The following is a 19256-nucleotide window of genomic DNA, read 5'->3' as shown; positions in this document are numbered from 1 at the left end:
GATGTTCACATTGAACGAGGACGAGCGGGCGATCAACGACACCGCTCGTGAATTCGCCGACGAGTTTCTGGCCCCGAACGCGGTCGAGTGGGACCAGAGCAAGCATTTCCCCGTGGACGTACTGCGCAAGGCAGCGGGACTGGGTATGGGCGGCATCTACATTCGCGAGGACGTGGGCGGATCGGGTCTGACCAGAGTCGATTCGGTGCGGATCTTCGAGCAGCTGGCCACCGGTGACCCGTCCATCGCGGCATACATCTCCATTCACAACATGGTCGCCTGGATGATCGACACCTACGGAACCGACGAGCAGAGGCAGCGTTGGCTGCCGGGCCTGTGCACGATGGATCAGCTGGGCAGCTATTGCCTCACCGAGCCAGGCGCGGGATCGGATGCCGCGATGCTCGGCACCAAGGCGGTGCGCGACGGTGACGAATACGTCTTGGACGGTGTCAAGCAATTCATCTCCGGCGCAGGCACTTCCGAGGTGTACGTCGTCATGGCGCGTACCGGTGCTCCGGGCCCTCGTGGCATCTCCGCGTTCATCGTGCCGAAGGATTCGGCGGGCCTCTCCTTCGGAGCCAACGAGAAGAAGATGGGGTGGAACGCTCAGCCCACTCGGCAGGTCGTTCTCGAAGGAGTCCGCATTCCGGCCGAGAATCTGCTCGGCAACGAGGGCGACGGGTTCCGTATCGCCATGAACGGACTCAACGGCGGACGCATCAACATCGCCGCGTGCTCGATCGGCGGAGCGCAGTCCGCTCTCGACAAGGCCGTTGCGTACCTGGCCGAGCGCAAGGCGTTCGGGGCACGGTTGCTCGATGCACAGGCGCTCCAGTTCCGACTGGCCGATTTCAAGACCGAACTCGAAGCCGCCCGCACGCTGCTGTGGCGGGCCGCGGACGCGTTGCAGAACGACGCTGCGGACAAGGTCGAGATGTGCGCGATGGCGAAGCGTTTCGGAACCGACACCGGTTTCGAGGTCGCCAACGGCGCATTGCAGCTGCTGGGTGGGTACGGCTACCTCAGCGAATACGGCGTCGAGAAGATCGTTCGTGACCTTCGAGTGCACCAGATTCTGGAAGGGACCAACGAGATCATGCGAGTGGTTGTCGCACGTTCGATCGTGGGTGCCGCATGAGTGACGTCATCCTCGAGGTCTCCGGCGGAATCGGTCGGATCACCCTGAACCGCCCCAAAGCGATCAATGCGCTCGATCATGCGATGGTGCGTGAGATCGCGCCGGCGTTGGCGCAGTGGGCAACCGACGACGCTGTCGACGTCGTCCTTCTGACCGGAGCCGGTGAGCGCGGACTGTGCGCAGGCGGAGACATCGTCTCCATCTACCACGACGCCAAGGACGGTGGCAGCGGCAGCAAGGAATTCTGGCGCGAGGAGTACATCCTCAACGCCGCGATCGCTCGATTCCCCAAGCCGTTCGTCGCCATCATGGACGGCATCGTCATGGGCGGAGGCGTCGGGCTCTCGGCACATGCCAACACTCGCATCGTCACCGAGCGATCGAGGATCGCGATGCCGGAGGTCGGAATCGGTTTCGTTCCGGATGTGGGTGGTACGTACCTACTTTCGCGTGCTCCGGGCGAGATCGGCACCCACTTCGCGCTCACCACGGCGCGGATGAATGCCGGCGACGCCATCGCAGTCGGTTTCGCCGATCACTACATCCCGTCCGACAAGCTGGAAGACTTCTACTCGGCACTCGAGACGGTCAGCGTCGGAGAGGCGGTCGCGACGTTCAGCGAGCCGGCACCGGAGTCCACGATTGCCCGTCAGCAGGGATGGATCGACGAGTGCTACGCCGGCGACGACGTTCAGGCCATCGTCGACGCTCTGGCAGCCAGCACGGTGCCGGAGGCGCAGAAGTCCGCGGAGGACATCGCGTCCAAATCGCCTGTGTCGCTGGCCGTGACGCTGAGGTCGCTGCGCCGGGCAGCCACGCTGCCGACGCTGGAAGCAGTGCTCGACGAGGAGTACCGCGTGTCGGTCGCATCCCTGAGCAGTCACGACCTCGTCGAAGGAATTCGAGCACAGGTGGTCGAGAAGGACCGCAACCCGCAATGGCAACCGCGTACGTCGGCAGACGTCACGCCCGAGGACGTCGATCGGTACTTCGCACCTCTCGGGGACGCGGAACTGGGCCTGTCGAACGCACACACAGAAGGTGAGCAGTCATGAGCGAGAAGACGATCGGCTTCATCGGCCTCGGCCACATGGGTGGACCGATGGCCGCCAATCTGGCTGCGGCGGGCTACACGGTGCAGGGTTTCGATCTGGTGCCCGCCGCGCTCGAGCAGGCCACGAAGGACGGCGTCACCGTGGTCGAATCGGCCGTGGCCGCCGTCACCGATGCCGACATCGTCATCACGATGCTGCCCAACGGCAAACTGGTACTCGGGTTGTACGCGGACCTGCTGCCTGCTGCCGCGCCGGGCACGTTGTTCATCGACTCCTCGACCATCGACGTCGCAGACGCACACACCGCGCACAAGCTGGTGCACGAGGCTGGCCACCGCAGTCTGGACGCACCGGTCTCCGGTGGTGTCGGGGGAGCGGCTGCGGGAACGTTGACATTCATGGTGGGCGGATCCGAAGAGGACTTCGCTTCTGCTGCAGCAGTTCTCGACGTCATGGGTCGCAAGGTGGTGCACTGCGGCGCAGCGGGCAACGGCCAGGCCGCCAAGATCTGCAACAACATGATTCTCGGAGTGTCGATGATCGCCATCAGCGAGGCGTTCGTGTTGGGGGAAAAACTCGGCTTGAGCAACCAGGCGTTGTTCGACGTGGCCTCGACTGCGTCCGGTCAATGCTGGGCGCTGACGACCAATTGCCCGGTGCCCGGTCCCGTACCGACGAGCCCCGCCAACAACGAGTATAAGCCCGGCTTTGCGGCGGCGCTCATGGACAAGGATCTGGGCCTGGCCGCCAATGCACTGCGCGACAACGGTGTCGAGGGTGTTCTGGGCCTACGGGCGGCCGAGTTGTACGCTCGCTTCAAGGAAACAACCGGGGGCGGCACCGATGTCGACTTCTCCGGCATCATCAACGACATCCGCGAGCGCTCGAACGGAGCAGACCTGTGAGTGACTACGAGACGATTCTGCTCGAACGTCGGGGACGCGTCGGCATCATCACGCTCAACCGTCCCAAGGCGTTGAACGCACTCAATTCTCAGTTGATGCGCGAGGTCGTCGCGGTGGTCGAGGAGCTCGACGCGGACTCCGACATCGGTGCAATTCTCATCACCGGTTCCGAGCGGGCCTTCGCGGCCGGGGCCGACATCAAGGAGATGCAGCCCAAGTCCTACATGGACGTGTATCTCGACGACTTCTTCGCCGCATGGGACCGATTGGCATCTGCTCGAACGCCGTTGATCGCGGCGGTGTCCGGTTACGCGCTCGGCGGCGGGTGCGAACTCGCGATGCTGTGCGACGTTCTGATCGCCTCGGACACCGCGGTATTCGGGCAACCCGAGATCAAGCTCGGCGTCATTCCGGGAATCGGTGGGTCGCAGCGCCTGACGCGTGCAGTGGGCAAGGCCAAGGCCATGGAGATGTGCTTGACCGGTCGCAACATGAAGGTCGAGGAAGCCGAGCGAGCAGGGCTGGTCTCGCGCATCGTGCCGGTCGCGGATCTCCTCGACGACGCCGTCGCGACCGCCACCACCATCGCCGAGATGTCGCTCCCGGTCGCCATGATGGCCAAGGAAGCAGTGAACCGATCGTTCGAGTCGAGCCTTCGCGAGGGTGTTCTGTTCGAGCGCCGCGTGTTTCACTCGACCTTCGCCACCGAGGACCAGAAGGAAGGCATGTCGGCCTTCATCGAGAAGCGAACGCCGAACTTCCAGCATCGGTAGCTGACCTTCGGGGTCGTTCCGCAGGCTCCACTCCCGGGCCCGCCCTACCTGTCGGGTGACAGGAGGGCGGCCCCGCGGGCCGAGACCAACTCCGGCATCGATGGCACCAGCGTCGTCAGGCCGGTTCGCAACTCGAGCGACCGCGCGATCGAGGTGATGTTCGCGCCGCCGCCCACCACGACGATGGACTGCGGTCTGGCACCGGACAATTCGATGGTCTGCTCCACCAACATGCCCGCGTACCGCACCGGTCCGGCGATCAGATCGTCGAAGTCGCGTCGGGTCAGCACATGCCGCGCCGCACCGGATGGATCGGTGGTGCTGACGACGGAGTCGACGCTCAGTTGCTCCTTGATGGACCGGCTGGCGTCGATTCCGATGCGAACACCGTTGGACGAGAGCAGCCGCCGAACCGAGTGATCGAGATCGTCGCCGCAGAACGTGGCCGTTCGCCGCGTCATGAGGGTGCGAGTGGACGCGAGGTCGATGACGGTGACAGTGGTTCCGGTGCTTCCGATATCGCACAACACGGTGACGCCGTGATTGGGCACCAGCCCGATGAAACGCAGATAGCGCACCTGCGCAGCGGTTTCCGGAACGAGCGAGGCCGTGCGCGCCGTACCGCTGGTGGCGACCGAGCCGGGATCGGTGGCAACCCGATAGGCGATGGCGGAGAACTGAACCGGGAGCGACATCGTCGCGGCGATGGAGTGGATGGCGTCGACGCCGGTGGCGATCGTGGTGGACAGCGACTGACCCGGGGCTCGGCGCACCGTCCTGGACACGATGGGTGTGCGGTGGGGGCTGTCCAGATACGTCAGAATTGCGCGTGCGCCGTGCGCACCCGCCCCGACCCCCAAAACCAGCACCCCGCCCCGCCCTTCAGCAGATCGGCTCCGACCTGTTCCTGGAGCAATTGCACCACGAACGGTACGGGTGTGCCATTGTCTTGTGACGAGTCACGATCGAACTCAGAACGATGTAGTGATGTTTTCACTGTCGAAATCGCCTGCATCCGAACGGAGTTCCGCCAAGATCCGAACGAGCGCCAGTAATTTGTCCCGTGCCAGTCCGGGGCGTGCGAACACCAGTGAGTTCAAGCGCTCTGTGGCCTCGACGGCCAAAGTGCGTCCCTGCTCGGTGATTTCGACCAGTGTGGTGCGCCGATCGCTCGGATGTGGGATGCGTCGAACGTATCCCACGGACTCGAGACGATCGACAGCGTTGGTCACGCTCGTGGGATGCACCTGCAGACGTGCGCTCGCCTTCGCCATCGGCAGAGCCCCGTTCTTGGTGAAGGTCAACAACGTCAGCAGCTCGTAGCGCGAAAAGGTCAGTCCCGTCGGCTTCAACGCTTCCTCGACCCGGGCGAGCATGATCTGCTGCGCGCGCATCAACGAGGTCACTGCGGCCATACCGTCGGCGGCGTCGGACCATCCGTGTTTGGTCCACTGGCGGTGTGCCTCTGCAATGGGATCGAGGGGAAGCGGAGACGGTGCTGGCATACCGACCATCCTCCCACGGTGTCCGGTTCCGGCGTCTACCGAATGACGACGCGAGGTACTGCGAGCGGAACTCGATCCGTGATCGCGGCGCGGGCAAGCGAGATCTGCTCGCGGGCTTCGGCTGTGCGGGCGGTATCGGTGTCGCCGGAGGCCAACGCGCGGTCCAGCAAGACCAGTTGAGTCAGTACGGCGTCGACGTTCTCGGAATCCTGTGCCGCCCGACCCACTCGCTCGGCGAGGCGAATTCCGGCCTGCACCACCATGGGGCTGCCGGTGCCGTAGATCCGCACCGCATCGAGGGCATGGTCGATCAGTGACGGAACCGCGACGCGGCGGGTGATCACCCGCACGGTGCCGTCGGAGCCGCACCGAGCACGGGAGGGCCTGGGACGCTGGACGACCGCGACCAGTCCGACCGTGAGATCGTCGATGGCGTTGCGTGCCGTGTACGGGTCGTTGACGCCCGTCGACAGGGCGCGCACAGCCATTTCGGTCATCTGCTCGACGGCGAAAGCGATGTCGTGCCGCGGTGTTCGACTGGTGCCGATGGCGAACGACCCTCGAACCCGTCCGACCGCGTCGGTGGAGATGTTCGCCGATCGATCGGCCAGAACATCGGCGAGCGGTTCACCGGCGACGACGTGTTCACCGGGCACTCGATGAACATCGATCACGGTGTCGGTGTCGCCAGCGATGTTCAGCACTGCGTCTTCGTCGATGTCGATGATCACCCCGGACTCCTCGGCCAGCACCGTCGTGGAGACGGGCGGCTTGACGATGCCCTCTGCCGACGCTGCATCGGCGGGTTGTTCGGGTGGGTAGAGCGCGTCGACGGACTCCGACAGTTCGTCGCGGACGCGGCCGGACAGCGTCGCCACCTGGATCGACTGTGCGATGTGATGAATGAAGTAGACGAGCACACCCACGTCGACCACCGCGAGTGCGACGGCAACGTTGACGGCGATGTCCGGCACGAAGACCGAGCCGTCGGATTCGATCGAGCGAATCGACCGCAGCACCATCAGCGAGTACAGGAACGTGGCACCGAAGATGCCGAGCACCACCTGATTGCCGCGATCGGCCATGAAGTTGCGCACCAGGCGGGGGCCGTACGAGGAACTGGCGGTGGCGAGGACGGAGATGGTGATGGAGAACGACGTCGCAGCCACGCCGAGCATGGACCCGCCGATGGCACCGAGGATGTCTCGGCTGCCGCTGGCACCCACGTGGTAGAGCAGCGAGCCCGTCAGATCCACCCGGGTATCGAGCAGATAGCGATCGAGACTCACCAGAGCCTGCGCGAGCACGAGTGCGACGACCCCGAGGACGGCGGGAATGAACCAGAACGATTCCCGCAGCTTCGCCATGTGTTCCTTCATGACGCACAGTCTTCCCGTAGGCGTCCGAATCAACCCTCGGTATTCGAATCCCGTCGCTCCGATCGATGCCGTGTCAGGCCAGCAGGGCCGGCTTTCGTGCCACGGTGACGGCCCAGTCGGCGTCCGTCCGCCAGGGCCGGAGATCCCACGTCGCGAATCGGTGCTCGAGGACGAAACCGACCGCCGCCAGATCCTCGTCGAGCATGTCCACGGTGTACTCCCTATCGGTGGCGAATCCGGTGACGAACACTCCGCCTTCGGTCAGGTGTGCCCAGATGCGTTGGAGCGCAGTGCGTTCGGTACCGGGCTTCATGAAGACGAGTACGTTGCCCGCTGCGACGGCCGCGTCGAACGTCCGGCCCAGATCGAGCGTCGTCAGATCGGCGACATGAACGTCGAGTTCGGGGTGTGCTCGCGCGGCCTCGGCCAGAACGGGATCGAGATCCACTGCGGTCACACGGTGTCCGCGGCGGTCCAACTCGACACCGAGTCGGCCGGTCCCGCATCCGGCATCGAGAATGCTCGACGCGGGGGAGACCACCGCGTCGACCATGCGGGCCTCGCCGTGCAGATCCACGCCGCGTTCGGCCAGGCGGTCGAATCGCTCGATGTAGCGCGCGGAATCGTCTGCGGAGTTCTCGGCTTGCCAGCGTGTGGTCACCCCGCCAGGGTAGGTCAGGTCAGGGAGTCGAGGGCCGACCGGGCTTCGGCCACGCGGATGCGGGCCGCGTCTAGTGCCGCCGCCGTCGACTCCGCCTGTACGACGCTGGCCTCGTGTGCTTCTCGTGCAGCCTGCTCTCGGGCTCCGGCGGCCTCCAGCTCGGCCTCGATTCGCTCGACTTCTTCTGCAGCGCTGTGCAGTTCGGACGCTTTTCGTTCGGTGTCCGCTTGGGCTTCGTCGACTTCGGTTCGCGCGGTATCGAGATCGGATTCGGCCGACTCGAGTTCGGCGAGCAGTCGGTTTCGTTCGGCTTCGTCGGTTTTATGCCGGTCGTCCTCGACCTCGGGAGAAACCGGGTCGTCCTCGGCGGCGTCGTCATCGTCGGGAGAGTCCGGAACGATCGACAGCAGCGCAGGCCCGAAGCCGCTGTACGTTTCGGCCACCACGGTTCTGCCTTTGCGGACGCGGTCGCGTATCTCGGCGTCGGCCATCGCCGCGTTCAGGGTGTTGGAGATCTCGCGGGCTGCGTTGTCGCCGACGGTCGCCCCGAGGTCGCGTCCGAGCGCGACTGCTCGGTCGGTCAGTGCACGTATCGAAGTGCTTCGGGCAGTGGACAATTCACGCAGTCGGGGGCCGTCGCCGCACTGCTGTGCTCGTTCGAGTTGCTCACCCAGATCGAACAGTTCCGCCAGGGCCGATTCGTCTCGGCGAGCGAGTGTGTTCACCAACCACGCCACGAGAGTGGGTTTGCGCAGGGCGCCGATGCGGGTGGCACCGGCTTTGTCGCCGGCCTTCTTGAACCGGGTGACGTATGCCGCACGATGCGAGACGAAATCAGCGGGAGGGAGTGAGTACAGGTCGTCGACGACGGTCTCGACTCGGGGGAGATTCTCGGACATCGAAGTCCACCGTCTCGTTCGAGCAGCCACCGTACGACGGTGACGTGCGTGAAAGATGTGTGCCCCCGGCAGGATTCGAACCTGCGGCCTTTCGCTCCGGAGGCGAACGCTCTATCCCCTGAGCTACGGGGGCGCACCGGACGAACCGGTGTGCCTGTTGGGCTGTACGAAAGACTAGCGCATCCGCGACCCGAGCCGAAATCACCCCTCGGGCAGCGGCTGCGCACCCTTCTCGGCGAGCATCTGCTTCATCAGCGTCGACTCGCTGGTCTGGGTGGCGACCATGGAGTTCGCCAGATTGATCACCGCCGGTGACTGCGCGTGAGTCTGCGCGTACTCCATCATCGCCAGGCCGCCCTCGTGGTGGCGCAGCATGAGTTGCAGGAACATCACGTCGACATCCGAGCCGGTGGCCTGGCGAAGAGCGGCGAGCTCAGCGGAACTGGCCATGCCCGGCATGGCCCTGGTGGGATCCGAGGACCCGGGATCCATGGACATTCCGCCCATCGAGTGACCGTGAGAGTCGTCCTCGGCCATCCAGTTCATGTAGCCGTCGGTCGAGATCGGTGCTCGGTCCCACAGGGCCAACCAGCCCTGCATCTGTCCCACCTGGTTCTGCTGCGAGGTGAGCATGTCGAACGCCAGGCTCTTGACTGCCTGATCCGGCGCGTTGGTCAGCGCCACCGCCGCCATCTCGATCGCCTGGTTGTGGTGCACGGTCATGTCCTGCGCGAAGCCGACGTCCACCGAGTCCGCAGCAGGTGCGGTGTCGTCGTCCCGGAACGGACTCTGCACCAGAAAGCCCAGCGCGAAACCGATCGCCAGCACGGCGATCAGCGCCAGCGCCACCAGCGCGGTGCGCTGGCTCGGCTTGGTGGCGGACGCGGTGGCGTCCGCGCTGTCGGTTGTCGTCGGCTCGGTCATCAGTTGGTGGGGACCTGAAGATCGCTCGGCAGCTGAACTCCGCCGGTGCCGCCGGTCTCGCTTGCATCGGGGGTGATGCCGGCACCGTCCATCGGTACCGCGTCCGCGCCGGGTGCAGAGGCGTCGAACAGGGGTGGGTTGTCCGGATCGAATGCGTTGTCACCGGTTCCCGGGACCGATGCGCAGCTGGCGCCGACCTCGGGGTAGGCGAAACGGTTGAGGCGCAGGGCGGAGATGAACTGGCCGATGCGTTCGTCGTCCACGCTGTCCAACTTGAGCTGGTGGCCCCAGGACTGCAGCGAGACCGGGGAATCGAGGCCGGGGTACGGCGACATCATCATCTGCGTTTCACCGTCGACGCGATCGGCCAGCGACTGGACCTGGTCCTCGTTCAGATCGTCGGGGTTGTAGGTGACCCAGACGGCACCGTGCTCGAGCGAGTGCACGGCATTCTCGGTGCGAATGGCCTCGGGGTACACGATTCCCGTGCAGGTGGCCCACACGGCATCGTGCGGTCCACCGAACGGCGGCGACTGGTCGTAGGCGACCCGCTGCGTGCGCCCGACGTGCAGAGCCGCGGGGTACTCCTGGATCGCGACACCCTCGATGCCGGTCGACGGATCCTGATTGGCCTCGCTCGGCGCGAACTTCTGCGCCTCGGCGCGGTCCTGGTACTTCGGATACAGATTGATCCCGAGGCCCGCAACGAGACCGACGACGACAACGACACCGGCAACCGTCAGCCAGGGAATCTGCCTGCCCGTCGCGGTGGGCACGCCGCCCTTCTTCTTGCGAGCTGACTTCTTGTTGGCTGCATTGATGGCTTTGTCTGCCTTCGCAGCCGACTTGTTCTGACTGCCTTTGTCGGGACCCGTTGGCATCGCTGTAGTTGCTCTCTCAGTCGTGGAAAGGTGGTGTTCGGTTGCGCTGGTGATGCGTATCTGCTGGTGACAGCATCGTCCGATGACCATCAGCGCAGAGCGCCCTCACTGTACGTTCTCTGCCTGAGAGCGTGCTCAGAGCCTGCGCGGACCGCGCAGGCCGAGGTTGCTCGCCGGCAGACGGGCAGTGGATGCGAGGACGCCGCGCACCAGCCAATAGGATAGCTACCTGTGACTCCCGCCGATCTTGCCGAATTGCTTCACGCGACCGCCGCGAAGGTGCTTGCCGACCGCGGCCTGGATGCATCAGTCCTCCCTGCGAAGCTGACCGTCGAGCGTCCTCGCAATCCCGAGCACGGCGACTACGCGACCAACGTGGCACTCCAGGTCGCGAAGAAGGCCGGAGCCAACCCCCGCGACTTCGCCGGCTGGCTCGCCGAGGCTCTCGCGGCCGAGGCCGCGATCGACAGCGCCGACGTCGCAGGTCCCGGGTTCCTGAACATCAGGTTGGCCGCTGCAGCGCAGGGCGAAATCGTTGCCCGCGTGCTCGCCGAAGGCGCGGCCTTCGGCAGCGGTTCCTCGATGACGGGCAAGAAGGTCAATCTCGAGTTCGTCTCGGCCAACCCGACCGGTCCGGTGCACCTCGGCGGTACCCGGTGGGCAGCCGTCGGCGATGCACTCGGTCGGATCCTGACCGCCCACGGGGCCGAGGTCACTCGCGAGTACTACTTCAACGATCACGGCGCACAGATCGCCCGATTCAGCCGGTCGCTGATCGCCGCGGCCAAGGGCGAACCCGCTCCGGAGAACGGCTACGCAGGCGAGTACATCGCCGAGATCGCGGAGCAGGTGCTGGTGCAGGAGCCGGAAGCGCTCGCGCTGGCACCCGAGGCCCAGGAAGAGACGTTCCGAGCGATCGGCACCCAGCTGATGTTCGACCGGATCAAGGCCAATCTGCACGAGTTCGGTGTCGACTTCGATGTCTACTTCCACGAGAATTCGCTGTTCGACTCAGGTGAGGTCGAGAAGTCGGTCGAGTACCTCAAGAGCTCGGGGAGCCTCTACGAGGAGGACGGTGCCTGGTGGCTACGGTCCACCGAGTACGGCGACGACAAGGATCGTGTCGTCATCAAGAGCGACGGCAACGCCGCCTACATCGCCGGCGACATCGCCTACTTCCAGAACAAGCGGCAGCGCGGTTTCGATCTGTGCATCTACATGCTCGGAGCGGACCACCACGGATACATCGGACGCCTCAAGGCGGCCGCAGCTGCGTTCGGAGACGACCCCGCGACCGTCGAGGTACTGATCGGCCAGATGGTCAACCTGGTGCGCGACGGTGTGGCCGTGAAGATGAGCAAGCGTGCCGGAACCGTCATCACCCTCGACGACCTGGTCGAAGCCATCGGCGTCGACGCCTCCCGGTACGTCATGATCCGGTCGTCCGTCGACTCCAGCATCGACATCGACCTCGCCCTGTGGGCGAGCGCCAGCAACGAGAACCCGGTGTACTACGTCCAGTACGCCCACGCCCGCCTGGCCTCACTCGCGCGCAATGCCGCCGAACTGGGAATCAGCGCGCAGCAACCGGATCTGAGCCTGCTCACCCACGAGCAGGAAGGCGAGCTGATCAGGACGATCGGCGAGTACCCGCGAGTGGTGGCCAGCGCCGCCGAACTACGCGAACCACACCGGATCGCCCGCTACCTCGAAGAGCTGGCGGGTGCCTACCACCGTTTCTACGGTGCGTGTCGAGTACTTCCACAAGGAGACGAGGAGCCCGGACCTGTGAACACCGCACGACTGGCGTTGGGGAACGCGACCCGGCAGGTCCTGGCCAACGGCCTCGAACTGCTCGGGGTCAGCGCACCGGAGCGCATGTGAGCGCACATCCGGCAGGACCCAAGCATGCCGACGCCCCCGCGAAGGAGTCGATGTCCCATCGCCCGGCCGACGCGTCGGAGATGACGACGCTGCCCGAGCAGGTGTGGCCCCGCAACGCCGAGCGCGGTGAGGACGGAACCGTCCGGCTCGCCGGAGTGTCGGTCACCGATCTCGCGGAGCAGTACGGCACACCGTTGTTCGTCGTCGACGAGGACGACTTCCGTTCGCGCTGCCGTGAGATGGCCGCCGCTTTCGGGGCGCCCGAACGAGTTCACTACGCCTCCAAGGCTTTCCTGTGCGGAGAGATCGCACGCTGGGTGGCCGACGAAGGGCTCTCTCTCGACATCTGTTCCGGAGGCGAGTTGGCCATCGCGTTGGCTGCCGGATTCCCGGCCGACCGAATTGCCATGCACGGCAACAACAAATCGGTCGCCGAGCTCGAGGCGGGCGTGCGCGCAGGCGTCGAACATGTGGTGCTCGACTCCAACATCGAGATCGACCGTCTCGACGGCGTCGCCGGTGCGGCCGGTGTGGTGCAGGACGTTCTCATTCGCATCACCGTCGGTGTCGAGGCGCATACCCACGAGTTCATCGCCACCGCGCACGAGGATCAGAAGTTCGGATTCTCGCTCGCCGACGGCTCTGCGCTCGACGCCGTCCGGCGCGTGTTCGCTGCCGACAACCTTCGCCTCGTCGGACTGCACAGTCACATCGGTTCGCAGATATTCGAGGTCGACGGCTTCGAGTTGGCAGCGCACAAGGTCATCGGTCTGCTGCGAGACATCGTCTCGGAGTTCGGCGTCGACAAGACCGCGCAGATCTCGACTCTGGCTCTCGGTGGCGGCATGGGTATTTCGTACGTGCCGAGTGACGATCCGCCGCCGGTGGAGCAGCTCGCGGCGAAGTTGACCACCATCGTGGAGACCGAGTCCACTGCAGTGGGTCTACCGGTCCCGACGATTGCCGTCGAGCCGGGCCGCGCCATCGCCGGACCGGGCACCGTCACGCTGTACGAGGTCGGCACGATCAAGGATGTCACCGTCGACAAGTCGACGCGTAGGCGTTACATCAGCGTCGACGGCGGCATGAGCGACAACATCAGAACCTCGCTGTATCAGGCCGAATACGACTGTCGGCTGGTCTCTCGCACGAGCGATGCCGAGGCCGTCGTGGCTCGGGTGGTCGGAAAGCATTGCGAGAGCGGCGACATCGTCATCAAGAACACATGGATGCCGGCAGACGTCGGGCCGGGTGACTTGCTCGCGGTAGCGGCCACAGGGGCCTACTGCTACTCCATGTCCAGTCGCTACAACCTGCTGACGCGGCCCGCTGTGGTTGCGGTCAAGGACGGGCACTCGCGCCTGATCCTGCGGCGGGAAACCATCGAAGATCTGCTCAGCTTGGAGGTTCAGCCATGACATCGAAGCCGATAGGCGTCGCCGTACTCGGACTCGGAAACGTCGGCCGCGAGGTCGTTCGGATCCTCACCGAGAACGCTGACGACTTCGAGGCGAGAGTCGGTGCGCCACTGGAGATTCGGGGCATCGCGGTGCGTCGGGTCGACGGCGATCGTGGAGTTCCGGCCGAGCTGCTCACCGACGATCCCGCCGAGCTCGTGGGCCGCGACGACGTCGACATCGTCGTCGAGGTTCTCGGCGGCATCGACATTCCCCGCAAGCTGGTGCTCTCTGCCCTGGAGAAGGGCAAGTCCGTCATCACGGCGAACAAGGCCCTGCTGGCCGAGTACACCGGGGAACTGGCCGACGCGGCCGAGAAGTCACGTGCCGACCTGTATTTCGAGGCCGCCGTGGCCGGAGCCATTCCCGTCGTCCGCCCGCTGATGCAGTCTCTCGCGGGTGACCGTGTGAACAAGGTTGCCGGCATCGTCAACGGCACCACGAACTTCATCCTCTCGGCCATGGACGAGACGGGCGCGGACTACGCCGAAACCCTCGCCGAGGCAGGGCGTCTGGGCTACGCCGAGGCCGACCCGACCGCCGACGTCGAAGGCTACGACGCTGCATCGAAGGCCGCCATCCTGGCGTCCATCGCATTCCACACGCGGGTCACTGCCGGTGACGTCTACCGCGAGGGCATCAGCAAGATCACCTCGGACGATCTCGAAACCGCGAAATCCCTGGACTGCACCATCAAGCTGCTGGCCATCTGCGAGCGGATCGTCACGCCCAAGGGCAAGGAGCGAATCTCCGCTCGGGTCTACCCGGCGCTCGTTCCGCTGAACCACCCGTTGGCGTCGGTGAACGGTGCGTTCAACGCCGTGGTCGTCGAAGCAGAGGCCGCAGGCCGCCTGATGTTCTACGGCCAGGGTGCAGGCGGCGCGCCGACCGCGTCCGCAGTACTCGGCGACCTGGTGATGGCCGCTCGCAACAAGTTCTACGGCGGACGGGGTCCACTCGAATCCAAGTACGCCAAGCTCAAGGTGGCCCCCATGGGTGACATCCTCACTCGCTACTACGTCAGCATGCAGGTTGCCGACAAGCCAGGCGTTCTCGCCACCGTGGCGGCCGAGTTCTCCAAGCGTGACGTCAGCATCTCCACGGTGCGTCAGCAGGGCTCGGGTGACGGAGCCAGGCTCGTCGTCGTCACGCACCTCGCGGCCGACTCCGCACTGTCCGACACCGTTGCATCCCTCGAGCAGCTCGACGTCGTCGTTCACGTCGCCAGCGTTCTCCGATTGGAAGGCACCACCGTATGAGCGTCCACACCCCCTGGCCCGGTCTGATCGAGGCATACCGTTCGCGTCTGGCGATCGGCCCGGATTGGAAGACCGTCACGCTGCGCGAGGGCGGCACCCCGCTGTTGCCGGCCGGGCACCTGTCCGAACTGACCGGGTGCACAGTGCATCTCAAGGTCGAGGGACTCAACCCCACCGGCTCCTTCAAGGACCGCGGGATGACCATGGCCGTCACCGACGCGCTCGCCCGAGGTCAGGAGGCCGTTCTCTGCGCCTCGACCGGCAACACCTCGGCCTCCGCAGCTGCCTACGCGGCCAAGGCCGGAATGAGCTGTGCCGTCTTGGTTCCGCAGGGCAAGATCGCCATGGGCAAGCTCGCGCAGGCAGTCATGCACGGAGCCAAGATCATTCAGGTGCAGGGCAACTTCGACGATTGCCTCGAACTGGCCCGCAAGACCACGGCCGAGTTTCCGACCATCGGTCTGGTCAACTCCGTCAACCCCGTCCGCATCGAAGGCCAGAAGACCGCGGCCTTCGAGATCTGCGACGCCCTCGGCGACGCACCGGACATCCACGCACTGCCGGTCGGCAACGCAGGCAACATCACCGCGTACTGGCGCGGTTACTCGGAGTACTTCCGTGACGGTCTGACCACGCGCAAGCCGCGGATGCTCGGAGTCCAGGCCGCGGGCGCTGCTCCGCTGGTTCACGGTGCGCCGGTGAAGGATCCGGAAACCATCGCCACCGCGATCCGGATCGGCTCGCCCGCATCCTGGAACGGCGCCGTCAACGCCAAGGAAGAATCGAACGGAGCATTCCGCGCAGCGACCGACGAGGAGATCCTCGAGGCGTACCGATTGATCGCCAAGACCGAGGGCGTGTTCGTCGAGCCCGCCTCCGCCGCCAGTGTCGCCGGGCTGCTCGCAGCTCGAAAGGAAGGCTGGCTCGAACCGGGCCTGACCGTCGTGTGCACGGTCACCGGAAACGGCCTCAAGGATCCCGATACGGCGCTGTCGGGAATGCCTGTCGTAGAACCCATTTCGGTCGATCCCGTCGCTGTCGCGGCTGCGCTCGAGCTGGCCTGAGTTGACGGAATCTCCGGCCATGACGACGACACTTCCCATCGGGCTCACGGTCACCGCGCGCGTCCCGGCGTCCAGTGCCAACATCGGACCCGGATTCGACAGTCTCGGAATCGCTTTGGGGCTGTACGACGAGATCGAGGTGACGACCACCGCGTCGGGACTGCGGATTCACGTCGACGGTGAGGGTTCGGCGGACGTGCCGTGGGGACCGACGCATCTGGTCGTACGCGCCATCGAGCGGGGTCTCGAAGCTGCCGGAGTGTGGGCCGACGGCTTGGATGTCCACTGCCGCAACGTGATTCCGCACTCAAGGGGGCTCGGTTCCTCGGCGTCGGCTGTGGTCGGGGGCCTCGCTGCCGCCAACGCACTGGCCGCGAAAGTGGATCGCTCGCTCGCGCTGTCGGAGGGTCAGCTGGTCCAGCTGTCATCGGAATTCGAGGGTCATCCCGACAATGCGTCGGCGAGTTGCCTCGGCGGTGCGGTGGTGTCGTGGAGCGAACCGCCCAATGCCAGTGTCACGGCGCGGAAGTATGCAGCCGTGCGGCTGGAGGTGCACCCGAGCATCAAGGTCGTCGTGCTCGTACCGTCCGAACGCTCGTCGACGTCGCACACGCGGGGATTGTTGCCCGAGTTGGTGCCCCACCGTGATGCGGCCTTCAACGTCAGCCGTAGTGCCCTCGCGGTGGTGGCGCTGACCGAGCGCCCGGATCTGCTGATGTCGGCGACGGAGGACCTGTTGCATCAAGGTCAGCGCGCTCAGGCGTTACCCGACACCACTCGCTGGATCACCACCTTGCGCGCGCGGTCCATCGCGGCCGTGGTGTCCGGTGCGGGCCCGACGGTCATGGCGCTGTGCACCGAGGAGTTTCCGGCCGATCTGCGCGAGGCCGCATCGGCCGAGGGGTGGCGGGTGCTCGACCTGGACGTGGCCGACGGAGTCACCGTCGCGTGACAGACGCGGCAGTAGGGTTCTTGCCGAGTGGGGACAACGGCGCTATGGTGAACCCTGTCCGTACATCGTGCGCTTCAGACGCCGGTTTCGTCAGGGCATTCAGGTCGCTGCATTCGGGGGATTCAAACGTCCGAGTGATGTGACGCTCCTGACTCGATCCTTCCCGTAGTTCTCTGCGGTCCGGATCGATGGTGTCGTCGACGGGGTGCGTCGAACATGAACGGCAATATCCGAGCTCGGCAGAACGCCGAACTGCGGAACGAACCCTCGGCTGCGCATCGAGCGAGCGAGGGAAGGAAAGGACCTCCGTGACCGATACGGAACTTATCTCTGCGCCCGAAACGTCACGCCGACGTGCTGGCCTGTCCGGAATGGTTCTCACCGAGCTCCGCAGCCTCGCTGGTGAACTCGGTATCAAGAGCGTTTCCGGGATGCGCAAGGGCGATCTGATCGCTGCGATTTCCGAGCGGCAATCGGGCAGCGCACCGGCCAAGACGGACGCACCGAAATCCGACGCACCCAAGTCGCGTCGCGCTGCTGCATCCGCGCCGGTCGTCGAAGATCGGCCTGCAGCCGAGGCGGCACCGAAGCAGTCGGCTCCAGAAGCGCCGTCCTCGGACGCGCCGGCGACGCAATCGGGCGACTCTGCCGATGCCGCTCCCGAGACGGGCCGCCGAACACGCGGACGTCGTGCCGCAGGTCGGCGAGCCGGTGCTCCCGAACAGCTCCCACTCGACGACAGCAACGATTCGGCCGGATCCGCTCCCGCGGCGACCGATTCACCCGCAGTCGCGCCGCAGGCGGAGAAGCCGGACGAGACCGGCGACAGCGCCGCGACCGAGCGCCCACGCCGTAGTCGCGGCGACCGCAACCGCCAGGACGGGTCGGAACGCGAACCCCGTGACGCCGACGGCAACCGCGACAACGCGAACCGCGACTCCGGAAGCCGCAATCAAGGGGACCGGGACGGCTCCAACCGCGAGAACGGCAACCGTGACAACGGAAACCGGGACAATGGAAACCGCAATCAGGGTGACCGCGACAACCGCGACGGCGGTGGTCGTAATCAGGGCGGACGCAATCGCAACCAGGGCGACGGTCGCAACGACAACCGCAACGAGGATCGCAACAACGGTCCCCGCGACAACCGCGACAACAACCAGGACGACGACGGCGAAGGGCGCGGACGTCGGGGACGTCGGTTCCGTGAGCGCCGTCGCGGACGCGACCGTGGGGAAGGCAACGACGGTGGCGGTGGCCGCGAGCGCGATACCGAGATTCGCGAGGACGATGTTCTTCAGCCGGTAGCCGGCATCCTCGATGTTCTCGACAACTACGCGTTCGTCCGTACCTCCGGCTACCTCGCCGGACCCAATGACGTCTACGTGTCGATGAACCTGGTTCGCAAGAACGGCCTTCGCCGCGGCGACGCGGTGACCGGTGCGGTTCGGGTGGCACGCGAAGGCGAGCAGTCCAGCCAGCGGCAGAAGTTCAACCCGCTCGTGCGTCTGGACACCGTCAACGGGGGAGAGGTCGAGGCCGCGCGCAAGCGTCCGGAGTTCGGCAAGCTCACCCCGCTGTACCCCAATCAGCGGTTGCGTCTCGAGACTCAGCAGAACATCCTGACCACGCGCATCATCGACCTGGTGATGCCGATCGGCAAGGGTCAGCGCGCACTCATCGTCAGCCCGCCCAAGGCAGGTAAGACGAGCGTCCTGCAGGCCATCGCCAACGCGATCGCCATCAACAATCCCGAGTGCTACCTGATGGTCATCCTCGTCGACGAGCGTCCCGAGGAAGTGACGGACATGCAGCGCTCCGTCAAGGGCGAGGTCATCGCGTCGACGTTCGACCGGCCGCCGGGCGACCACACCGCGGTGGCCGAGCTGGCGATCGAACGGGCCAAGCGTCTGGTCGAAGCCGGCCAGGACGTGGTGGTTCTGCTCGACTCGATCACCCGTCTGGGACGTGCGTACAACAACAGCTCGCCCGCATCGGGCCGAATCCTGTCCGGTGGTGTCGACTCGACCGCGCTGTACCCGCCGAAGCGGTTCCTCGGCGCGGCTCGCAACATCGAGCACGGTGGTTCGTTGACGATCATCGCCACGGCCATGGTCGAGACCGGATCCACCGGTGACACCGTGATCTTCGAGGAGTTCAAGGGCACCGGCAACGCCGAGCTCAAGCTCGATCGCAAGATCGCCGAACGCCGCGTGTTCCCGGCAGTGGACATCAACCCGTCGAGCACCCGCCACGACGAGTTGCTCCTTGCTCCCGACGAGGCCGCCGTCGTACACAAGCTGCGGCGCGTGCTGTCCGGACTGGACTCGCATCAGGCCATCGACCTGCTGGTCGACCGTCTGAAGAAGAGCAAGAACAACCTCGAGTTCCTGATGGAAGTCTCCAAGACTGCGCCGGGCGGGGCGAACGACTGACAATTGTTTCCCGGATCTTTCGTCCGGGGAACAAGCCGACAGGTGCGCGCGTTGTAAGCATCTGTCGGCACAGAAGTACCGG

17 protein-coding genes and 1 tRNA gene are annotated in these 19256 nt (G+C 65.5%); 10 read left to right on the top strand and 8 right to left on the bottom strand.

The window, feature by feature from the left end; translation table 11 throughout:
* Window position 1: 1 nt before the first annotated feature.
* From A2J02_RS06595 to A2J02_RS06580, 4 genes are read left to right on the top strand one after another with little or no spacing between them, the layout of a single operon-like run.
* Window positions 2–1141 (top strand): isobutyryl-CoA dehydrogenase, encoded by a 1140-nt coding sequence (locus tag A2J02_RS06595; RefSeq protein ID WP_068048324.1) that lies wholly within the window; start codon window positions 2–4, stop codon window positions 1139–1141.
* Complete coding sequence (locus tag A2J02_RS06590; RefSeq protein ID WP_068048321.1) at window positions 1138–2196, top strand: enoyl-CoA hydratase/isomerase family protein; 1059 nt, start codon at window positions 1138–1140, stop codon at window positions 2194–2196. Before A2J02_RS06595 ends, A2J02_RS06590 begins: the two co-directional genes overlap by 4 nt.
* Window positions 2193–3101, top strand: a complete 909-nt coding sequence (gene mmsB / locus A2J02_RS06585; RefSeq protein WP_068048317.1) for a 3-hydroxyisobutyrate dehydrogenase — start codon at window positions 2193–2195, stop codon at window positions 3099–3101. Before A2J02_RS06590 ends, mmsB begins: the two co-directional genes overlap by 4 nt.
* Window positions 3098–3874 carry an enoyl-CoA hydratase gene (locus tag A2J02_RS06580; RefSeq protein WP_068048315.1) on the top strand — a complete coding sequence of 259 codons (777 nt, stop codon included), beginning with the start codon at window positions 3098–3100 and terminating at the stop codon, window positions 3872–3874. Before mmsB ends, A2J02_RS06580 begins: the two co-directional genes overlap by 4 nt.
* 44 nt (window positions 3875–3918) lie before the next feature.
* Here A2J02_RS06580 and A2J02_RS06575 read toward each other — a convergent pair whose 3' ends face one another.
* From A2J02_RS06575 to A2J02_RS06540, 8 genes are all read right to left on the bottom strand, one after another.
* A complete protein-coding gene (locus A2J02_RS06575) occupies window positions 3919–4743 on the bottom strand; it encodes a hypothetical protein (protein WP_068048313.1) in 825 nt (274 codons plus the stop codon).
* 102 nt (window positions 4744–4845) lie between these two features.
* A complete protein-coding gene (locus A2J02_RS06570; RefSeq protein ID WP_068048377.1) occupies window positions 4846–5379 on the bottom strand; it encodes a MarR family winged helix-turn-helix transcriptional regulator in 534 nt (177 codons plus the stop codon).
* Between the two features lie 35 nt (window positions 5380–5414).
* A complete protein-coding gene (locus A2J02_RS06565; protein WP_068048310.1) occupies window positions 5415–6758 on the bottom strand; it encodes a DUF2254 domain-containing protein in 1344 nt (447 codons plus the stop codon).
* 73 nt (window positions 6759–6831) lie between these two features.
* Window positions 6832–7419: a class I SAM-dependent DNA methyltransferase gene (locus A2J02_RS06560; protein ID WP_068048307.1), complete on the bottom strand. Its 588-nt coding sequence runs from the start codon at window positions 7417–7419 to the stop codon at window positions 6832–6834.
* Between the two features lie 14 nt (window positions 7420–7433).
* Complete coding sequence (locus tag A2J02_RS06555; RefSeq protein ID WP_068048304.1) at window positions 7434–8318, bottom strand: hypothetical protein; 885 nt, start codon at window positions 8316–8318, stop codon at window positions 7434–7436.
* A 60-nt stretch (window positions 8319–8378) separates the two neighbouring features.
* A tRNA-Arg gene (locus tag A2J02_RS06550) sits at window positions 8379–8451 on the bottom strand.
* 68 nt (window positions 8452–8519) lie between these two features.
* A complete protein-coding gene (locus A2J02_RS06545; protein WP_068048301.1) occupies window positions 8520–9242 on the bottom strand; it encodes a DUF305 domain-containing protein in 723 nt (240 codons plus the stop codon).
* The gene (locus A2J02_RS06540; RefSeq protein WP_068048298.1) at window positions 9242–10123 is read right to left on the bottom strand and encodes a DUF3105 domain-containing protein; all 882 of its coding nucleotides are present in this window, start codon (window positions 10121–10123) and stop codon (window positions 9242–9244) included. Before A2J02_RS06540 ends, A2J02_RS06545 begins: the two co-directional genes overlap by 1 nt.
* Before the next feature lie 231 nt (window positions 10124–10354).
* Here A2J02_RS06540 and argS point away from each other — a divergent pair, with 231 nt between their 5' ends.
* The 6 genes from argS (at window position 10355) to rho (ending at window position 19174) form a co-directional block, all read left to right on the top strand.
* Window positions 10355–12007 carry an arginine--tRNA ligase gene (gene argS / locus A2J02_RS06535; RefSeq protein WP_068048294.1) on the top strand — a complete coding sequence of 551 codons (1653 nt, stop codon included), beginning with the start codon at window positions 10355–10357 and terminating at the stop codon, window positions 12005–12007.
* Window positions 12004–13425, top strand: coding sequence for a diaminopimelate decarboxylase (gene lysA, locus A2J02_RS06530; RefSeq protein ID WP_068048290.1), 1422 nt, complete (start codon window positions 12004–12006; stop codon window positions 13423–13425). Before argS ends, lysA begins: the two co-directional genes overlap by 4 nt.
* The gene (locus A2J02_RS06525) at window positions 13422–14723 is read left to right on the top strand and encodes a homoserine dehydrogenase (RefSeq protein ID WP_068048287.1); all 1302 of its coding nucleotides are present in this window, start codon (window positions 13422–13424) and stop codon (window positions 14721–14723) included. Before lysA ends, A2J02_RS06525 begins: the two co-directional genes overlap by 4 nt.
* The gene (thrC, locus tag A2J02_RS06520) at window positions 14720–15787 is read left to right on the top strand and encodes a threonine synthase (protein ID WP_027497914.1); all 1068 of its coding nucleotides are present in this window, start codon (window positions 14720–14722) and stop codon (window positions 15785–15787) included. The genes A2J02_RS06525 and thrC overlap by 4 nt, the downstream gene beginning before the upstream one ends.
* 19 nt (window positions 15788–15806) lie before the next feature.
* On the top strand, window positions 15807–16739 hold the full coding sequence (gene thrB, locus A2J02_RS06515) for a homoserine kinase (RefSeq protein ID WP_068048282.1): 933 nt from the start codon (window positions 15807–15809) through the stop codon (window positions 16737–16739).
* 188 nt (window positions 16740–16927) lie between these two features.
* A complete protein-coding gene (gene rho / locus A2J02_RS06510) occupies window positions 16928–19174 on the top strand; it encodes a transcription termination factor Rho (protein WP_373454781.1) in 2247 nt (748 codons plus the stop codon).
* Window positions 19175–19256: the final 82 nt, after the last annotated feature.

The sequence above is a fragment of the Rhodococcus sp. EPR-147 genome (assembly GCF_001647185.1).
In the GTDB taxonomy this organism is placed as follows: Bacteria; Actinomycetota; Actinomycetes; order Mycobacteriales; family Mycobacteriaceae; genus Rhodococcoides.
Note: the sequence above shows the minus strand (reverse complement) of the source record. Positions and strands in the feature narration are given on the sequence as shown.